The sequence below is a fragment of the Paenibacillus sp. FSL W8-0187 genome, from assembly GCF_037969755.1.
Taxonomy (GTDB): domain Bacteria; phylum Bacillota; class Bacilli; order Paenibacillales; family Paenibacillaceae; genus Paenibacillus_AQ.
In genome coordinates, this window is the sequence record NZ_CP150206.1 from 7,160,406 (window position 1) to 7,179,410 (window position 19,005).

The 19,005-nt window shown below is 49.7% G+C and carries 20 protein-coding genes; 7 read left to right on the top strand and 13 right to left on the bottom strand.

What is annotated here, in order from left to right; translation table 11 throughout:
• Positions 1–47: 47 nt before the first annotated feature.
• The 5 genes from MKY48_RS32435 to MKY48_RS32455 form a co-directional block, all read right to left on the bottom strand.
• Positions 48–1,025 carry a ring-cleaving dioxygenase gene (locus tag MKY48_RS32435; protein ID WP_339291997.1) on the bottom strand — a complete coding sequence of 326 codons (978 nt, stop codon included), beginning with the start codon at positions 1,023–1,025 and terminating at the stop codon, positions 48–50.
• Positions 1,026–1,263: 238 nt separating this feature from the next.
• Positions 1,264–1,782: a peptide deformylase gene (gene def / locus MKY48_RS32440; protein WP_339291998.1), complete on the bottom strand. Its 519-nt coding sequence runs from the start codon at positions 1,780–1,782 to the stop codon at positions 1,264–1,266.
• Between the two features lie 4 nt (positions 1,783–1,786).
• The gene (locus MKY48_RS32445; RefSeq protein ID WP_071220536.1) at positions 1,787–2,029 is read right to left on the bottom strand and encodes a helix-turn-helix transcriptional regulator; all 243 of its coding nucleotides are present in this window, start codon (positions 2,027–2,029) and stop codon (positions 1,787–1,789) included.
• Between the two features lie 118 nt (positions 2,030–2,147).
• Positions 2,148–3,101, bottom strand: a complete 954-nt coding sequence (locus MKY48_RS32450; protein WP_339291999.1) for a DMT family transporter — start codon at positions 3,099–3,101, stop codon at positions 2,148–2,150.
• A 263-nt stretch (positions 3,102–3,364) separates the two neighbouring features.
• On the bottom strand, positions 3,365–4,876 hold the full coding sequence (locus MKY48_RS32455) for a copper amine oxidase N-terminal domain-containing protein (protein ID WP_339292000.1): 1,512 nt from the start codon (positions 4,874–4,876) through the stop codon (positions 3,365–3,367).
• Positions 4,877–5,131: 255 nt separating this feature from the next.
• Here MKY48_RS32455 and MKY48_RS32460 point away from each other — a divergent pair, with 255 nt between their 5' ends.
• From MKY48_RS32460 to MKY48_RS32475, 4 genes are all read left to right on the top strand, one after another.
• Entirely contained in the window at positions 5,132–5,821 is a 690-nt protein-coding gene (locus tag MKY48_RS32460; RefSeq protein WP_098749630.1) for a response regulator transcription factor, read from the top strand.
• Positions 5,818–6,822, top strand: coding sequence for a sensor histidine kinase (locus tag MKY48_RS32465; protein WP_339292001.1), 1,005 nt, complete (start codon positions 5,818–5,820; stop codon positions 6,820–6,822). Before MKY48_RS32460 ends, MKY48_RS32465 begins: the two co-directional genes overlap by 4 nt.
• A gap of 99 nt (positions 6,823–6,921) precedes the next feature.
• Entirely contained in the window at positions 6,922–7,683 is a 762-nt protein-coding gene (locus MKY48_RS32470; RefSeq protein ID WP_213647480.1) for an ABC transporter ATP-binding protein, read from the top strand.
• The gene (locus tag MKY48_RS32475; protein ID WP_339292002.1) at positions 7,673–9,622 is read left to right on the top strand and encodes an ABC transporter permease; all 1,950 of its coding nucleotides are present in this window, start codon (positions 7,673–7,675) and stop codon (positions 9,620–9,622) included. Before MKY48_RS32470 ends, MKY48_RS32475 begins: the two co-directional genes overlap by 11 nt.
• A gap of 145 nt (positions 9,623–9,767) precedes the next feature.
• On the opposite strand, the gene MKY48_RS32480 is transcribed toward MKY48_RS32475, so the two are convergent.
• The 7 genes from MKY48_RS32480 to MKY48_RS32510 all read right to left on the bottom strand — a co-directional run bounded on the left by MKY48_RS32480 (position 9,768) and on the right by MKY48_RS32510 (position 16,353).
• Positions 9,768–10,253: a DinB family protein gene (locus tag MKY48_RS32480; protein WP_339292003.1), complete on the bottom strand. Its 486-nt coding sequence runs from the start codon at positions 10,251–10,253 to the stop codon at positions 9,768–9,770.
• Between the two features lie 137 nt (positions 10,254–10,390).
• Complete coding sequence (locus MKY48_RS32485) at positions 10,391–10,792, bottom strand: hypothetical protein (protein WP_339292004.1); 402 nt, start codon at positions 10,790–10,792, stop codon at positions 10,391–10,393.
• 119 nt (positions 10,793–10,911) lie between these two features.
• On the bottom strand, positions 10,912–12,144 hold the full coding sequence (locus MKY48_RS32490; protein WP_339292005.1) for an MFS transporter: 1,233 nt from the start codon (positions 12,142–12,144) through the stop codon (positions 10,912–10,914).
• On the bottom strand, positions 12,137–12,565 hold the full coding sequence (locus MKY48_RS32495; RefSeq protein ID WP_076323737.1) for a MarR family transcriptional regulator: 429 nt from the start codon (positions 12,563–12,565) through the stop codon (positions 12,137–12,139). Before MKY48_RS32495 ends, MKY48_RS32490 begins: the two co-directional genes overlap by 8 nt.
• A 273-nt stretch (positions 12,566–12,838) precedes the next feature.
• Positions 12,839–14,173 carry a D-arabinono-1,4-lactone oxidase gene (locus tag MKY48_RS32500; protein ID WP_339292006.1) on the bottom strand — a complete coding sequence of 445 codons (1,335 nt, stop codon included), beginning with the start codon at positions 14,171–14,173 and terminating at the stop codon, positions 12,839–12,841.
• Positions 14,170–15,357, bottom strand: a complete 1,188-nt coding sequence (locus MKY48_RS32505; RefSeq protein ID WP_339292007.1) for an amino acid deaminase/aldolase — start codon at positions 15,355–15,357, stop codon at positions 14,170–14,172. Before MKY48_RS32505 ends, MKY48_RS32500 begins: the two co-directional genes overlap by 4 nt.
• A gap of 222 nt (positions 15,358–15,579) precedes the next feature.
• A complete protein-coding gene (locus MKY48_RS32510) occupies positions 15,580–16,353 on the bottom strand; it encodes an HAD family hydrolase (RefSeq protein ID WP_339292008.1) in 774 nt (257 codons plus the stop codon).
• Positions 16,354–16,454: 101 nt separating this feature from the next.
• Here MKY48_RS32510 and MKY48_RS32515 point away from each other — a divergent pair, with 101 nt between their 5' ends.
• From MKY48_RS32515 to MKY48_RS32525, 3 genes are all read left to right on the top strand, one after another.
• A complete protein-coding gene (locus MKY48_RS32515; protein WP_339292009.1) occupies positions 16,455–17,153 on the top strand; it encodes a cyclic nucleotide-binding domain-containing protein in 699 nt (232 codons plus the stop codon).
• Positions 17,154–17,233: 80 nt separating this feature from the next.
• Positions 17,234–17,806 carry an RNA polymerase sigma factor gene (locus MKY48_RS32520; RefSeq protein ID WP_339292010.1) on the top strand — a complete coding sequence of 191 codons (573 nt, stop codon included), beginning with the start codon at positions 17,234–17,236 and terminating at the stop codon, positions 17,804–17,806.
• Positions 17,776–18,447 (top strand): zf-HC2 domain-containing protein, encoded by a 672-nt coding sequence (locus MKY48_RS32525; RefSeq protein WP_339293572.1) that lies wholly within the window; start codon positions 17,776–17,778, stop codon positions 18,445–18,447. The genes MKY48_RS32520 and MKY48_RS32525 overlap by 31 nt, the downstream gene beginning before the upstream one ends.
• Before the next feature lie 33 nt (positions 18,448–18,480).
• Here the strand turns inward: MKY48_RS32525 and MKY48_RS32530 are convergent, their stop codons facing one another.
• Positions 18,481–18,915 carry a hypothetical protein gene (locus tag MKY48_RS32530; protein ID WP_339268873.1) on the bottom strand — a complete coding sequence of 145 codons (435 nt, stop codon included), beginning with the start codon at positions 18,913–18,915 and terminating at the stop codon, positions 18,481–18,483.
• Between the last annotated feature and the right edge of the window lie 90 nt (positions 18,916–19,005).

Genomic DNA, 19,005 nt, shown 5'->3' on the forward strand with positions numbered 1-19,005 from the left:
TCCGCCCTTGTCGTAAATAAGCGGATTGCTTCTTAAGATTCATTACATTATTCCTTGACGAATTCCTTCGTGCTGCGCACCGTATCGATTGGACGAACCATACGCTCGATCTGTTCGCGCTTTGGCTCCAGGAATGGAGGCAGGGACAACTTCTCGCCCAGCGTTTCATATGGCTCGTCACCCATGAAGCCTGGACCGTCGGTTGCGAACTCAAACAGAATTTGCGGTGCAACACGCGCATACAGGGACTGGAAGAAATAGCGGTCAACAAAGCCCGATGTATGGAACTGGAAGTCGTCCAGACGCTTGATCCAATGTTCCAGCACTGAGCGGTCCTCGACCCGGAAGGCCGCATGGTGTACGGTGCCGAAGCCTTGCTGAGCTCTTGGAAGCACGGCGTTGTACTCAACAACCACTTGAGCGCCATTGCCGCCTTCACCAACCTCAAACAGATGAAGCGAACCTTCCTTGCCGATTTCCTTGAATTCGAGCACTTTCTCCATCATTTCCTTGAAATAATTGAAGTTGGACACCCGTACAAACACCGGGCCGAGTCCTGTAATTGCATGCTCCAGCGGAATTGGTCCCTTCTGCCAAGGAGTTCCTGAAACCACACCTTCGTTGCTCTCATCGGAGATGAGCTGATACTGCTGATCGTCAAAATCAACAAAGGCGAGTGTCTTTTTGCCAAACAACTCTTGAATGCCTTGATGCTTCACATCCATTCGGTCAAATCGCTTGACCCAATATTCGAGCGCTGCATCGTTAGGGACACGGAACGAGGTTTTGTAAATCTCGTCTGTACCATGTCTGCCCTGCGGGATCCCTGGAAAATCGAAGAAGGTCATATCTGTGCCGGCACTGCCCTTGTCATCTGCAAAGAACAGGTGGTATGTCTGAATATCGTCCTGATTAACCGTCTTCTTCACAAGCCGCATGCCGAGCACATAGGTGAAGAACTCGTAGTTCTTCTCGGCACTGCTCGTAATGGCTGTTACATGGTGAATTCCTTTTAATCCGTTCATGATTAAATTCCTCCATCTCTTATATTTAGAAAGTGTTGGCGCAACCTTCATAAATTATTATTTTTATTTAAAACATCTTTAATTTAAGATAATAATATCACGAGAATTCTGTTCCGTCAACCTTCTACATTCAAAATCTTATTTTAGCCGTGCATGATATACAAAAAACGGCCGGACATAAGACATCCAGCCGTTCTTTCTATTTCTTTCCTCATAAGAGAAAGACTCTCCATGTCCGTTATGCGCCTGTATTGGATAACCCAATAACAGGAAACAGCTCGATGCGTTGATGGGTCTCCTCGTGATACAACCATCCATCCCGAACATGGTCCACAAACAATATGCCGTTCAGGTGATCAATCTCATGCTGCATACATCTGGCCAGATAATCTTCGCCATCCAGAATTACCATCTCGCCTTGGCGATTCAATGTCTTTACCTTAACTTTATTGGCTCTCTTCACATATCCGTAATACCCTGGATAAGAGAGACACGCTTCAGGGCCCAGCTGTTCCCCGTCCATCTCTACGATTTCTGGATTAATCAGCTCAATCAATCCTTCTCCGCAGTCCATGACAATAAGTCTTCGTAATATACCGATTTGTGGTGCGGCAAGACCAGCGCGCCCTTCGCTGTCATACAGCGTCTCTGCCATATCATCCAGAATCTTCAATGCTCTGGCATTTACGGTATCGACTGGCCGGGCGATCTTTCGCAAGATCGGATCACCGAATGGCACAATAGCTTTAACCGTCATTCACTTAAGCCCCCTTAGTTCTAGAAGGAGGTGTATGCACCCATAAGTCACCTGGAGTACACTCTAAGGTTGTGCAAAGGGCATCTAACGTCTCTGCCTTCATCTGCCTGGGCTGGTTCGTCAGCAAAGCACTAATGGAAGCAGCTGACAGGCTGTAATTCGCCTTCTCTTTCATCAGCCGCGCCAAAGCCGCTCCCGACCATATCCCTCTCTCCGCCATCACATTACGTAGCATCCATTCGAGCAAAGGGTCCCCCTCCCGTTCCATTCAAATATTAGCTCACACCTTATTTTATTAGGTGTTACCTAATATCTCAAGCCTTTTTTAGGGATCTAACCGAATGAGTTCACAACTACAAACTTAATTAAGCATGTTTGGATTCGTTCCGCCTACGCGGTTTCCTCTTAGAACTGGCAGACCTCCCTGCAATGCTGGTCCCGATCACGCCGATAATGACGAGCGCTGCCCCGATAACATGATAATAAGCCAGCTCTTCATTCAAGAAAGCGACACCTCCAAAGATCGTGACCACGGTGGCCAGATTGTTAAAGATGCCCATCCGGGATGCCTCCATCTGGGATAATGCATAATTTGACAGTAGCGATGTTCCAAGGGAGGACAAAACGCCAAGATACAGAACGGCCCATACGAAGGACGGATGCAGAAACGGGTCAAAATAATGTACGAGCGTCCCCTGCGCAGCATGTTGAGCGGCCGACATCAGGTTAAACAGCACGAATCCGATCATCGACATGATGAACGTTATATCCAGTACCGACTGCTTCTGCGTCAACTTGCGGGCCATCACGCTGTATATCGCGTTGGAAAGCGCCGACAGCAGAATGAGTACAATCCCGAGCGTACTTGATGTCTCGAAGGAAACGCCCTTCAGCACGAATATAGAGACGATCCCTGCCACTGACAACACGGTAAATAGCTTTTGTGCCCAGCTGGAGCGTTCCTTCAAAAACAGTGACGCCAAGAGCAACGTAAAGATCGGTACGGTAGCGTGGATGATCCCGGCCTCGGCTGAAGAGGTGTAGACCAAACCGAAGGTTTGCAGCGTAAAGAACAGGAATGGATAGAATATGGCCAGCGGCACGATGGTCAGCAGCCGTTTCAGATCCAGCTTGACCTTTCTACGGGCCATGAGGAGCGCAAGCGATGCGACAATGAACGAAATGGTGAACCGGTGTGCCAATGTATCCAGCGGGTTAGCAACGATCAGCGCCAGCTTCACAAACATAAAGGAAAAACCAATGATGCCTGTATATCCCAACGCGGCGGCATAAGCACGGCTTGTATTCGGTGTATTCATAATAAGTATTCTCCTTCATCTTCTCTATTTGAGTCCAACCAGAGGAGGTTGGTACATTTGCTACTTATCTTACGGTAGGAAGGACTTCCTGACGATTTGAAATAACGCCAACTGTACCGGTACAGTTGGCGCGATGGAGGAAGTAATGACAAAGAGGGCTGTTTCCCATCACCCCAAGATGATAGGAAACAGCCCCGCTATACTTTAAATCCTAACGTTTCATAACAGGTATAGGCCTGCCCCGTTATCAATAACAATACTCGTTAATCACGTTTAACCGAAATCCAGCCGTCGCCCTCCTGATGAAGCGTTGCGCCGAGCGCTTCGGCCATAAACCGAAGCGGAACATAGGTTGAACCATTGCTATGCACGAATGGAGCTTCCTGCAGCGTCACGTTTTCACCGCCGACGCTGGCTGTTTTGGAGCCTACGGTCAATACGATTTCTTCCCCTGTCAGATCATTGATGACTTTAATTTTCTTCGAGCCTTTGGTCCACTTCACTTCGGCATCCAACTGGTCTGTAAGGTAACGAAGCGGAACGAAGCTCTGATTGTTCTTCTTGATTACACCATATCCATAATCATCGATTACGGGACTAAGAAACATCGATTTATGCGTGATCTTCAGATCATCCTTCAACACGTTGTAGATGAGGGAATCCTTTTCAAAGTTCCGCAGCACTTGGCCTGGCGTCACTGTCCCGTTCAGGACGTCCAGCACGCCTTTGGACGTGTCTACCTTATTGACCTTGACTTCGCCGCCGATATTCCAGACTTCACCTTCGGAATACACCTTGAATGCCTTCAATGGCAGGTCCTCGGAAGCCGGAAGCGCGACGGTCAGCTCCAACGCATTCTTGCGCGTATTCAGCTGCTCATCGAAATAATAATCCAGCTTGAGGACCGTATCCTTGCCGAAGACGGTTTCGGATCCCGGAAGCTCCTCCAATAACTGTTTCTTCTGTTCATCATAGTTCTCCATGAATTCGATCAGTGCGCCATGCACGATCTCGTAGAGCGACGCGACGACCTCCTCCTTGGATTCCTGTGGCAGGAGTTCAACCTCTTCGCCATAGGCCTCGCCGATGCTGGTCATCATCGGATAAATGGCATCATAAGCATCGCCGATCACTTGCTTCAAGCCGGCTTCATCTTTAAGCAGACTTTCGGCGAAAGGCTTAACCATGTTCAGGATCTCTTCGCCTGTCAGCTCCATATGGAGATGCGTCAGGTTCAAGCTTTCCCCGTTCACCTTCTCCTGAGCGGACTTCACCGCGATTGTCGATGGATTCGGGAAATGCTTCAGCACAAGCCCTGCCGCCTTCTTCACGACATCTTGAATCGCCTGCTCATACTGACTGGTATCCGGTAATCCGGGAACGGTCGTATCCATCGATAGATAGAACGGCTGCTTGGCGCCTTCCAATTGAATCGCCATTCCTTTGGAATCCATGGATATATGAAGCGGAATCTTCTTGTCCGAATATTGGACACTGCCCTGAATGGACACGGTTTTGCTATCCTGCACGATGGCATGGTCCAAATTCAAGGATAACGAATTAATGAGATCAATCGCTTGTTTATCTTCAGTCGATAGGGCCTTGTCTGATGGCACCACCTCGAATCGAATACTTGCCTTGGATTCGCTGGATTTAACATCGAGACTGGTAAGCAACGCCTTGTTGATATCCAGTCCCCCGACAGCCTGACATCCTGTCATCACGACCAGCACAGCTGCAACGAGTACAGTCAACCATTTGAACTTCTTATACATAACGATAGTTTTCCCCTCCCAAGTCATAGGCTCATTTCTATTATGGGAAGTGAGGAAATGTTTGTAAATAGGTATTTTAGCCTCGTCACATGCGCACACGCAGATGGCTGCCTACAGATGGCACATATCGACATTTTGCTATACACTGGGAATGAAATATGGATGTTAAAGTGCAAGTTCAACAGTCAACTTTTTTAGCACCGGGAAGGTTTGCAAAGGGGCTTTTGAACAACCCTATAAAGCGTGGTGAATCTCTTGTTTAAAATTATGTTAATCGAAGACGACGTGACCCTATTCCATGAAGTGCAGGAGCGCCTTTCGCAATGGTCGTATGACGTTTATGGCGTCCACGATTTCAGCGCCGTACTTCAGGAATTTACAGCGGTTCAGCCCGACCTGGTCATTATCGACATTCAGCTGCCGAAGTTTGACGGGTTCCATTGGTGCCGAATGATTCGGTCCCACTCGAACGTGCCGATTATCTTCTTGTCTTCCCGCGATCATCCGACCGATATGGTGATGTCCATGCAGCTTGGAGCGGACGATTTCATTCAGAAGCCGTTCCACTTTGATGTCCTGATTGCCAAAATCCAGGCCACTCTGCGCCGGGTATACAATTACAACACCGAACGGGCCGAGCTGAGAACATGGCGCGGAGCCACCATCGAATTCGGCAAAAATACCATTAGCAGCCCCCAAGGCACCGCGGAACTGACAAAGAATGAAATGTTCATTCTGAAAATCCTCATGGAGCGGAAGAATCAGATCGTCAGCCGGGAGGATCTGATTAAGAGCTTATGGGATAACGAGCATTTTGTCAGCGATAATACCTTAACGGTCAACGTCAATCGGCTGCGCAAGAAGCTGGAGCCCCTCGGTCTTGACCCTTACATCGAAACCAAGGTGGGACAAGGTTATATCGCCACGGAAGAGGCCCATGCATGATGATGGTCTATATTCGGGAACGACTAAGCTGGATTCTGTTCTTCCTGTTTCTGCAGCTGCTGTTTCTGTTCATAGCCGCCGTGGACTCCCAGATCCCGTTCTTGCCCATCCTTTATATCGTGTTTCTATCGACGCTGTTCTTCATGGTGTTTCTGTTTGTGAGGTACAATCGGGAAACCAAGTTCTACAAAAGCCTCCAGGCGTGGGATGACACTTACGATTTAGCCGCCATCAGCGAGCCGGAGCACCCCTTTGAGGCGATTGCCATGGACATCCTCTCCCTCCAGACCGAGCGCTTCAAGAAGGAATCCTCCATGCGTCTAATGGAGATACAAGGGGAGAGGGACGAGCTGTTATCCTGGATTCACGAGGTAAAAACGCCGCTCACCACCATGCAGCTGATGATCGAGCGCATGGAAGACGAGACGTTAAAAGCTCAGCTCCAGTATGAGTGGCTCCGCATCCACCTGCTGCTTGACCAGCAGCTGCACCAGAAGCGCATCCCCTTTATCCAGAATGATCTGTTGATCGAGGTATCCGCGCTTGAGCCGATCATCTTCCAGGAAATACGTGCGCTCAAGTCCTGGTGCATGCAGAAAGGCATCGGATTTGACGTTTCCCTTGAGGTAACGGAAGTGCTTAGTGATGCGAAATGGCTAGGCTTTATCATCCGCCAACTGCTGACCAACGCGGTCAAATACAGCAGCGCTTCGGACATTATCGTCGAGAGCGAGCTCATGGATGATCATGTCAGACTCACCATCCGGGATTCCGGACGCGGCATTGATCCGAAGGACATGCCCCGGATTTTCGACAAAGGCTTCACCTCAACCACCTCGCATCAGGACAGTGCCGCAACCGGCATGGGGCTCTATCTGACGCAAAAAGTAGCCGATGCCCTGTTGATCCGCATTCAGGTGGAATCAAAGCCGGGCATCGGCACCACCTTTACCTTGATCTTTCCGAAACGGAATGATTTCGTTAGCGTTACCGGCATGTGACAACAATGTCACATGCTTTTGCGCTTTGTTCGGCGAATCGAAGGAAAAGGCGCTGCGACTCCTTTATGATAAGGACAGATAACGAAGGAGTGAGTGAAATTGGCAATTCTTGAAGCAAACCAAATTCATAAAAGCTACGGCAACAAATTCAATAAACAGGAAGTGCTGAAGGGCATCGATATCCGCGTAGATAAAGGCGAGTTCGTCAGCATTATGGGCGCATCGGGCTCAGGGAAAACCACGCTGCTGAACGTGCTCTCCTCGATCGATAAAGTAAGCCTAGGCAGCATCAAAATCGAGGGCAAAGAGTTTACGGGTCTCAAGGAGAAGGAGCTGGCGGAGTTCCGGAAGCACCATCTGGGATTTATTTTTCAGGAGTACAATCTGCTGGATACCTTGACCGTCAAAGAAAACGTGCTGCTGCCGCTCTCCATTAAGAAGGTATCCAAAAAGGAAGCCGATCAGAAGTTCCAAAGAATCGCGACCGAGCTTGGCATCTACGAACTCAAGGATAAATATCCGAACCAAATCTCTGGGGGACAGAAACAGCGGACCTCTGCCGCCCGGGCGTTCATCCACGATCCGAGCATTATTTTTGCCGATGAGCCGACAGGGGCGCTGGACTCGAAGTCCGCTTCCGATCTGTTGAACAAGCTAAGCGAATTAAATCAGAAGATCGACTCCACGATCATCATGGTTACCCATGATCCCGTGGCCGCCAGCTATTGCACCCGGGTGGTCTTCATTAAGGACGGACAGATCTACACCCAGCTGAACAAGGGCGAGCAATCCCAGCAGGCCTTCTTCAATGACATCATTAAGACTCAGGGCGTGCTAGGCGGTGTTCAGAATGAACATTAATTATCTGATCTACCGGAATTTGAAGAAGAATATCAAGAATTATTATCTGTATGTATTTGCGCTCATCTTCAGCGTGGGTCTGTACTTCGCGTTTGTCACACTGCAATATGATCCGGCGATGGATGAAGCGAAAGGCTCCGTTAAGGGAGCGGCTGCGCTTGGCGCCGCCTCCGTGCTGTTAGTAGCCATCGTGGCGATATTCCTACTGTATGCCAACACGATTTTCATTAAGCGGCGCAGTAAAGAGATCGGACTGTTTCAGCTTATCGGACTGACCAAAGGCAAGATATTCCGGATCCTAAGTGCAGAGAACTTGATTCTGTATTTCGGCTCGATGGTCATCGGCATCTTTGCCGGCTTCGCGGCTTCACGCTTAATCTTGATGATTCTGTTCAAGGTCACCGGCGTTGATACCAAGGCGGCTCTATCCTTCTCCAGCGAGGCGATGATCCAAACTGTCATTGTGTTTGCCGTCATCTACGTGCTGATTATGATCATGAATTATACGTTCATCAAAAGACAGAGCATTCTGTCCCTCTTCCGCGCGGTATCGACAACCGAGAACCAAATTAAGAAAATGTCCTTCGCCGAAATGTTGTTCGGATTCCTCGGCATCGGACTCATTCTTCTCGGTTATTATGTGTCGACCAAGCTGTTCAGTGGTGATTTCACCACCATGAACGAGCTGTTCATGGCTATGATCCTGATCTTGGGATCGGTTATCATCGGGACTTATCTATTCTATAAAGGGTCGGTCAGCTTTCTATTCAACGTAATTCGAAAGAGCAAGGGCGGTTACTTGTCCCTGAATGAAGTGCTGTCCCTCTCCTCCATCATGTTCCGCATGAAATCGAATGCGCTGCTGCTGACCATCATTACGACCGTATCCGCACTCGCGATCGGACTATTGTCTCTCAGTTATATCTCATACTATTCTGCAGAGAAATCAGCCGAGCAGAGCGTGCCCAATCACTTTGCGGTTGCGGACCAGAAGGATTTTTCCGCCTTTATCCAGGCACTTACGGATGAAGATATCGAATTTATGCAGACCGAACGGGACGTAATCCAGGTGAATGCGGATCTATCCAACATTATCGGGGCCAGCCTGGAGGTATCTGGGCAAGTGGATTCCAGTTCCATGATCATCCCGGTCATCAGTGATGCCAGTGTAGAGGGCATTGATGTTTCCCCCGAGGAGACGCTGTTCACGGGATACAGTGACGCGATCCAGCAATTTATGGCGATTCAGACTACAGGTGAAATTGAATTCATAAGCCCTAAACAAAGCATTAAGCAGGAGCTAATCGGCTTGGACAAAGAAGCCTACGTATCCTACTATTACGCAAGCGGCGGGCTGCCGACGGCGATTGTGGATCAGACCGTATTTGATAAGCTGGTTCAGGATCTGGATCCGAAGATCCAGAAGAAGACCAATGTCTATCACGGCATCGATATTGTGGATCCAATCGCCATTGATCAAGCCAATCAAATCTTTAATAGCCTCGGCATTAGCGAGGAAACAGGGAACCTCTCTCAGACGGAAATGGCCTTCAACCAGAAAAGCAATATGGGCTTGATGATGTTCATCGTGGGATTCCTGGGACTTACCTTCCTGATTACTTCAGGATGCATCCTGTACTTTAAGCAGATGGATGAAGGTGAAGAGGAGAAGCCGAATTATACCATTCTCCGGAAACTGGGCTTTACTCAAGGAAACCTGCTGAAGGGAATTCAGATCAAGCAGCTGTTTAATTTCGGCATTCCGCTGGTCGTCGGGTTGTCCCACAGTTACTTTGCCGTTAAATCCGGCTGGTTCTTCTTCGGAACCGAGTTGTGGCTGCCTATGGTCATGGTTATGCTGTTATATACGGCGCTGTATTCCATATTCGGGTTGTTATCCGTAATGTTCTATAAACGGGTAATTAAAGAAGCGTTGTAAACGAGGTGCATGGTTGGGCCCAGGAATGATTCGGGTTCCATCCATGCATTTTTTCTTTTTTTAGTAGGGAGATCTCTAGAGACCCGGGAGAAAGCAACTTCGAAACATTCCAATCGTGACACCTTAAGGTGTGAAAAACCGCGGATTACCATTCCAGCGCTCTGCAGCTCTTCTGCAGCTTCCGAATATACACAATCTGGCCGATATGATAGGCATTGTGCAGGGTGGCATTGCTTATGATCTCCCACCACTTAGCCGGCCCCGGAAATCCGTTCACTTCCTGCTCAAGCTTGGTCTCTGACAGCAGTTCCTGCCACTGCAATAAGACCGCTATCAATCGGTCTCTCAACTCTGCAAAGGTCGCGTGATCCGGAATGATGAAGCTTAAATGATTGCCCCCAATAGAGGGCACGGCATCTATCCGCGATTCACGGTACCTGGACTGCCACGTTTCATTCCAATACAGCAGGTGCTGTATGATCTCAACAATGCTGTGACTCTCGTTGGCAGGTGTCCAGAACGCTTCATCCTCGGTCAAATGTTCCACAGATTGCTGGAACGGGATATGCCAGCTGGGATCATTCGCATTCGCCAACAGTTGATTCATTAGAACATCATTTGCATGCGCCATGGGTCATTCACTCCTTCATGCGCCCGGTAATGAGCAGCATCACAAATCATGACTAATTTTACTATAGGATGAAGTCCTGTGATTCGCAGAAAATGATTAAAATTATTCTTTCTCGGCTAATCATGCCCGCATAGAATCTACCTTACATGGAACAAGTCCAAATCATACTGCGCCGTTGGCGTATCATTCTTGAAACGCAGCTCGATTTTCTCCCCGCTTCCCTTGCACAGGCCCACCGTAATCTCAAAATAGCTTGCCCCGTGCATCGCATCAACAGGACTTGCATGATGGTCTTCCTCCGTCATCGTTGACCGCTCGTTGATCGATAGAATCTGTTCGCAGCCAAAAGAAGGATAGGTCTCATGGTATATATCCTGAAGTGACGATCGGATAACCGGGTATAGCTGCTGCAGCATGGCCTTCTCGAGCTGCTGCTCTCTTGACTTCTCTTGTGGCCGTGCGTAGGCTGCGCTTCTTACCGGGCCGAAGATAAGGAGGCCGCTTAGAAGCAGCAGACAGAAGGTTAATTTGGGCTTCACGTGCATTCACCTTTTTCGTTTTTCTGCTAGGGTTTCCTATTGGAAGCCTATATAATCCTCCTTGCATTTTCGTTCATGCATGCCAAAAAAGACTGCCTCAGTGGCAGTCTTACATGACTTTAAATCTTTGATGAATGCACGACAGCATGCCCGTCGTTCCCGTCTCTTTCCTTTTTCCCAACTAAGAAGTGATAGAGGACGATTCCCGCAGCGAGCAGGACTGCCATTGCAATGTACATGCCCCGGAAGCCGACAAGCGGTGTCAGGAAACCAAGTATAAAGGGCCCGAACCCGATGCCCACGTCCACAAATATATAAAAGGTCGACGTCGCAAGTCCAATCCGGTGAGCCGGTGAACGCTTGATGGCAAGGGCCTGGGAGCTGGACTGCGTCGTACCGTAGCCCAGACCGACAAATACGGCCGAGAGCAGCAAGGTCAGACCGTGGTGGGCTTGACTGAGCAGCACCATGCCGATCGCAAATGAAAGTATTGCAGGATACATCACCACGTTGGCCCCTCTTTGGTCAAACCACCGACCCGTGAACGGTCTCGACAAAATGACCACAATAGCGTAGACAATAAAGAAATAACTGGCTATTTCGGTCAAACTGATCTGTCCGGCAAAGATCATGAGGTACGTTAAAACGCTGGAATATCCGAAACCCATGACGAAGCTAACCAGTGAAATCGGTAATGCTTTCGGTTCAATAAAATTGGATAGTTTCAATCCTTGCAGATCCTTCTCTTGCTCAGCGGTCAGCACCAGCTTCGGTATGTTCATAAAAAATGCGGACAACAAAGAGAGAACACCCAGTACCCCGCACAGCGTGAAGTTGGCCATCATCGAAGCATGTTCGTTAATCATCAGACCAATAAAAGGGCCAATGGCCGAAGCGATAATGATACTCACGCCATAATAACCCGTACCTTCACCCCTTCTGGAGTTCGGAATCAGGCTGGCTGCAATCGTGCCTGTTGCCGTTGAAGCGAGTGCGAAGGCTATGCCGTGGAAGAACCGGACAATGAGCAGCACGCTCAGGCTGTTCACAATGAAATATAACCCGATAAGAACGCTGAAGGCGATCAGACCGGTAAAAAGAAGTTTTTTGCGCCCGACCCTCTCAATGATGCTGCCTCCGATCAACCGTCCAATCAAAGCGCCCACGACAAAAATGCTGGAAGCCAAGCCAGCCATTCCTGTTGATGCATGAAATTCATTCTTCGCATATGAGGACATAATGACCACTAATAAATAAAAACATAAAAAGAGCAGGAAATTGACGCCAAACACAATCAAAAAATCCTTGCTCCACAATCGATCTCGCGAGTCTGCTTGCTCCAAGTTAATCACCTTTTCTAATAATGTTGTCTCTGACCGTCTCCATCACACGAATAACCGTGGCCTGTTCCTCAGCAGAGACACCTTCCATAATCTCCTGTTCATATTGGTCGAACACCTTACGGACTTGCTGGACAACGCCAACTCCCGTCTTGGATAGCTGAATGCGCTTCTCCCGTTTATCACGCACCGGAATTTGCTCCACGTAGTCGAGCTTAATCAGCGCGTTCACGGTTCGGGTTACCGTGGGCTTCTCCACGTACAGCATTTTGGATAGCTCCACCAAGGTCATCGACTCATAAACATCCAGATAGTACATAATGGACCACTGGGCATAATACAGGTTATAGTCTTCAAGCTTACGGTTCAGCTCATTGACGAAAGGGCGATGCAGTGTAAAGTATTTATGGAAAAAATGTCTGTGGGCGTCCATTTGATACCTCCATCCAAAATAGTTACCTTGGGTAACTATTTATTGATTATAAAGAAGATCCTTTGCATTGTCCATCCCAATTGATTTCCAATTACAAACGCTAGCGGCTTTCCAATCAGCATAACGACGCTTATTCTCCCTGTTTCTGAAATGATCTATTCGCTTCTTGCCCCTTCCGTGAGCGAACATCGGGCAACAAAAAAACCGCCCTTGGGCGATGGAAGATAAGACAGCCATCTAAGGGCGATTTTATTTGAGATGTTTGATCGTGGTCTAGCCAATATCACTGATCGAATCGGAGATGGGCCCAGATACATCGAACAGCCTGCCCATATAATCACTCAGCAGGATGCCATCCGGGTCCAGCTCTTCCCGAACCGCACGGAATGCTTCCCACATCGGATAGAGCTCCTTCAATTGAGCAGCCTCAAGATTATGCATTTTTCCCCAATGCGGCCGGCCGCCATACCGGAGGAAAATGCGCTCCATCGCATGGAAGTAATCTTCATACGGCATGCCTTTATACATATGAATCGCAATATAAGCGGAATCCCGGCCATAAGCGGGGCTTAACCATATATCATCGCCCTTGGCATAGCGGCATTCCACAGGGAAATGCACTTGAAACTTGCCTCGCGACAGCTCTGTACGCATGTCTTCAATAACCGCATTCATCGACTCTACCGGAATGTTATACTCCATCTCGTTGAAACGAACGAGCCGCTGGGTCGCAAACAAACGATGGCTGTAATTCACTTTACGACCCAGTGGAACCTGTGACGCCGAGAAACGGCTGACATACGGACTTGCCTTTGGCACCTTGCGGCACAGCTCCGAGATTAGACCAAAGAGGGTGTTCTCCACCAACACTTCACTGACATAATCCCTGATCCGATGTCCTGTCACTACTTGATCCGTCTTATTCATCAGCTTGATCTGGCACGGCTCCGCATAAGGGAACCAATAAAATTCGAAATGACGGTTCTCTTCCGCTAATTGAGCCTGCTGCTTCAAGCATTCGTCCAGCGGTACTCTCCGGCTTTCATATTCGATTTTGTACGCTGGCTCCAGCCTCAACGTCACTTGCACGATAATGCCGAGTGTACCCAAGGAAACCTGCAGCGCCTTGAACTCATCGGGATGCGACTCCCTACTGCACTCCAGCACCTCGCCTGTGCCGGTGACCACCGTCAATCCGACAACCTGCGTTGATATATTCCCGAATTCCCGGCCCGTACCGTGCGTCCCCGTACTAATGGCCCCCGCAATGGATTGCACATCAATATCGCCGAGGTTCTCCTGTGCCAGCCCATGCTGGAACAGCAGCTCGCCTAGCAGCTTCAGCTTCGTCCCCGCCCACACGGTAGCTGTCCTGGCTTCAACGTCGACATGGACCAGTCCCTGCATGGCGTCCAGGGAGACCAGGCAGTCCTCGGATGCAGCAATGGGAGTAAAAGAATGTCCTGAGCCGACCACTCGCAGCCGTCTGCCCTCCTGCCGGCACATCTGGACCATCTTCACCACTTCCGAAATGGATGCAGGATACAGCACCGTTCTTGGATTGGCTCGCACCGATCCCGACCAATTGGACCATTGGACCTGCTTCATAGAAAACACTCCCCCATTCCACGGTAGGTGGCATATTCGCCCACGATACGGCCTTGCGAGACCGCATACAGCACCTTGAATCGTTCGCACAGTTCTCCGGCCTTCGCATGACGGAAGAACACCGGATCTCCCAGGCCGAGCTTCACATGGGCAGGCAAGCGCAGCGGCGTTTGAACCTCACCGACGCCCTCCAGCGGGAACAGCTCCAAACCCTCAGGCAAATAGGGCTTCGCCAGCTTATCCTTATCCGCTGCCCCCGATGCTGTGTATCCCCCGCCCATACAGGTCACGATCCCTGCCTTCGGTATCCGCACCACCTCTATGGCATAAGCTGCTGCCGGCTTATAACGGAATGACGCAAAATGGTCGAACAGCCCCGGCGCATAGAAGCCCGATCCGGCGGTGATCTCGGTTACCCACGCTTCCTTCCGGGAGCTGTCCAAACTTCCGGTTCCCCCTGCATTGACGAAGCGGAGCCGGATATCCATGGCGTTAAGCCGCTCCACGGCTTCCTGCCTCCGCTTGGCGGCCTCAACGATGGAGCGGCTCTTCAGCCACCGGACCATCGTATTCTTTATATGCTTGCCCGATGCGTTATCCCCGACGCCTGCCACCTGCGCCTCGTAACCCATGATGCCGTCCAAGCGAAGCCAAGGGGAGCGAATGATCTGCTCCACTATCGGATACATGCCCTCCCACGAATGGACGGGCGATCGCCACACACCGAAGTGGAGGCCGGGATAATGTACCGACATATCCAGATCAATGCATAGCGGCATCACGGTACTCTGTTGTTTGGCGAACTGTTCGATGTGCTCGACATGCTCCACACTGTCCACCATGAAGGTAATCGAGCGGCCTTCGCTAACCAGATTCACGATGGACCGAACCGCTTCCGGCTGCCACTGCGGATAGCCAAGCAGCAAATCATCGAAGCCCTGTTCTGCCAGAAATACGGCTTCCGCTGCGGTATAACACATGATCCCTTGGAAAATGGAATCCGAATTCAGGATACGATGCATCACATCCACGGAGCGGATCGACTTGCTAGCCAGCCGTACCTTCTTGCCTCCTGCAGCCCGCGCAATCGCTCGTGCATTGTCATCCAGCATGTCCAGATCCACCAAGGCAAACGGCCTCGGGATTTCCGCGAATATCTCTTTATAGTACTCGTATGTCGACATCCCTCTATCAACACCTTCCCGTTTCCCCTTACGCCTATGCCACATGATATTCTCGAAGGCAGCGGATTATCCTTCCGCACACCACCATCCACGTAAATAAAAACAAAGCCCAGCCGGTGGTTGGCTGGACGAATTTATCGTATAGGAAATATAGTGCGTCTTACGTTTCTTGAACCGTGAAGTATGTTGAAACTCTATACATCCCGAAGGAGCCTACCGGCCCTACACACTTGTCGCAGCATATTGACGACCGAGCGCCTGCATCCGTTCAGCAATCGTATGCTCGATATCGCGATCCAGCGGCAGTTGTTCCGAGGCGTAGGGTGCCAGCAGCGGATGATCACCAATCATTACCGCGTGCAGCGCATGCTGAAACATCGTGATATCATTGGCATCGTTGCCAAAGGCAACATACTCGCCCTCTTTCACGCCCAACTGCTGAAGCCCGCTCCATTTATGTATCCCCTTAGGGCTGATATCCAGCACATTTTCCCCACCATGCACGTGAACAACGACATCCAGTTGTCCCAGCCTCTCCTCTACTTCCGCCATATGGTCCGAGGTCAGCATCAATATTTTCACAACCGAAGTCAGCTCCTGGAGCGCCACGTTCTTAGCCAGCTTGTGCGGATCCAAATTTAGCAGAATCGGATGATCCACAGGACCGGTATAGGCATAGTCCCATTCTCCATCAATCAAATAGCTCACGTTATACGTTGTTAACAGCTGAAGAAGGCTCGGAAGCACCTCGCTGTCAAAGCCCGCCGTGGAGATCCGCTTTCCCCCTGCCGCCACCATCGAACCGTTGCCTCCGATCATCGGGTAGTGATGAACACGCTCATGAAGGACGGGAAGCAAGTCGCGAATCGGCCGGGCGGAAGCAAAAATAACCTCATGCCCTTGCACCACCAGCTCCTCCAATGCCTTCAACAACTCGTTCGAAACCGGCTGCCCTTTAAAACAGATCGTTCCGTCCAGATCGAATACAAATTTCATGCCCTTGCCCTCCTGTATCTTCTCATTGCTCTTATCATAGCAGTTGATCGTATAATGAGAAGGACATTTGTCCAGAAGAGAAAGGAGCAACCCAAAGACCCATGAAACTACTTCATGATGCACCCTTGCTGAGAGCCAAGCTGGAGCAATTTCAATTCGAGAGCATGCTGGATCTGAGCAAGCCAGTGCCTTTTACATTGCAGCAATACGAGCCTGGCGAGATCATTCTGCATGAAGGCTTCACCATGAATTCCCTTTTGTTCCTCGTACAAGGAAAGATCAAGGTGACCTCCAGCATCGAAACCGGTAAATCGCTTCTTCTGCGCTTTGGCCATCCTTTTTCCATCATCGGGGATATTGAATTGATTCGAAGCGTCCCGGTCCAATCCCAGATTGAAGCCGTTAACGAATGCCTGTTCATCGGGCTGTCCTTTGACTATATTAAGCAACATGAAATAACGAACGCTCGCTTTACGTCCACCTTGCTGGATCACCTGAGCTACAAGCTTCAGACGTGCACGACCGCTTCCCGCGTCAATCTGTTGGCATCGGTGGAGAACCGGTTTGCCAGCTACCTCATGTCCACCCTGTCTCCGGGGTCCAATCCTTCCTTTGGGATGGAGCTGAAGACCGACCATATCGGGGAGATTGCCAGCTTGCTTGGTACCACGCACCGACATTTGAACCGGGTGATGTTTGCCTTCGCCCAAAAGGGGGTCCTGGAGCGGAACGGACAGACCATCCGTATTCTGGACTGGAACGCCATAGAGGTGGCATCGAATGGGATTCGCTATGAGTAGATCGCCCGGCCGAAACTTTTTTCTCAAGTTCTTGTAACGAATCGGCCATGGGCCGGTCATATAGGCAAGGAGGTGAACAGGTGACGGATTTGCACCAGATCTATCATCAGTACTTTCAAGATGTGTATCGGTTCCTGCTGTCGCTTAGCAGAGATGAGCATGTTGCGGAAGAACTTACACAGGAGACGTTTTTTAAAGCGCTGAAGCATATCGATTCGTTTCAAGGTACGTGCAAGCTTAGCGTTTGGCTCTGCCAAATCGCTAAACATACATACTTCTCCTACCTAGATAAGCAAAAGCGATATGAGCCGGCCCCACAAGTCGAGCACAGCAGCGGTCTGGATATCGCATGGCAAACCGTCGATAAAGCTGAGGCTTTCCGAATCCACCAGATTCTGCACTTGATGGACGAGCCATATAAAGAGGTGTTTACGCTGCGGGTGTTCGGGGAGTTGTCTTTTGGCGAAATCAGTCAGCTGTTCGAAAAAACTGAGAGCTGGGCAAGAGTCACATTCTTTCGAGCCAAGCAAAAAATTCAAAGCCTGTACGAGGAGGAGAACCGACCGTCAGCCGAGTTTCATGTGATATTATTCAGGATTTGCTGCCCTTGTACTATGATGATGTGTGCAGCACAGACACGAAGGCCCTGGTAGACGAGCATCTTGCAGATTGCCCGGATTGCCGGGAGGTGCTGAGCCATATGAGTTCCTCTATGTCCTTGCCTGCCCAAACAATCGAGCAAAACAAACAGGAGAGTGCCGGTTTACAGCAAGTTGCCGCCCAGTGGTCGCGGACCAAGTGGAATTCGTTTATTAAAGGTTTATGGATCACTTGCCTAGCAGTTGGACTCCTGTTCCTGGTGTATGTGGGCCTGTTCAAATGGAACATTACCAGCGTGCCTACCCGTGTTATACAAGTATCCGATATCAGCCAGCTGAAGGATGGGCGCATTGTCTATCATGTGAAGATGACTGACGGCTACAACGTCAATCAAGCTAAAGGTCACTTGGATGCCAACGGAAACCTGTATTTGACACCCCAGCGCCCCATCATCAAGTCCAAAAAGTTCGCGGATATGGGATTATCCAACATGTATTATTCCAATGATATTAAAGAGCGAAATGCCTATGAGAAGAGCTTTGGCGATGGTGTTCAAATCAAGGCCCTCTACCTGGGAACGCCCGATGACCGAATTCTGATCTGGGAACAAGGTATGGAGCTGCCTGCGGCAAGCAAGTCCGTCGAGTTGCAGTTTAAGAGTGATGAGAATGAAAACAAGAGACCGCCAGAGTAGCCCATTAGGCCCCGAGCGTTCTCTTGTTGAACCTCAAACTGTCGTAACGGGTCTAAACAATAATCTCCACTCGATCCAAGCGTAGACCAAGCCGACCACCCCGAACAGAATAATCGCGGTGCTGACATAGAGCTCATATTCCTGTATGAATCGAACCTCATAGGATTCATAGAACAGGAAAGCCCCAGCCCCGGCCCACATCACGGCATACAGCAGAGCATACAGGATGAGGGAAGCTCTAACCCATCGAATCATGCCGATTAGCCACGATAACGGGAGCACGATCACCGGATATAGGATCGAGGATAAGAAGATCGGGATGATCACCAACACCAGACCCATATTACGAAGGCCATAATATTCCGTCGTTGCAATCTTATATCCTTCGATATACTCCAAGCCTACGATCGCACCGGTAAACATCCATATAAATACGAACCACAGCAGAAAATATCTGGCAACCCGCAAGATGTACACCACCTTGTCCGTTTATGTCATAAACGGTATGGTCCGAAAAAAGGTTACGTTTAATTCCATTTCATCTCAATAAAAAATGCT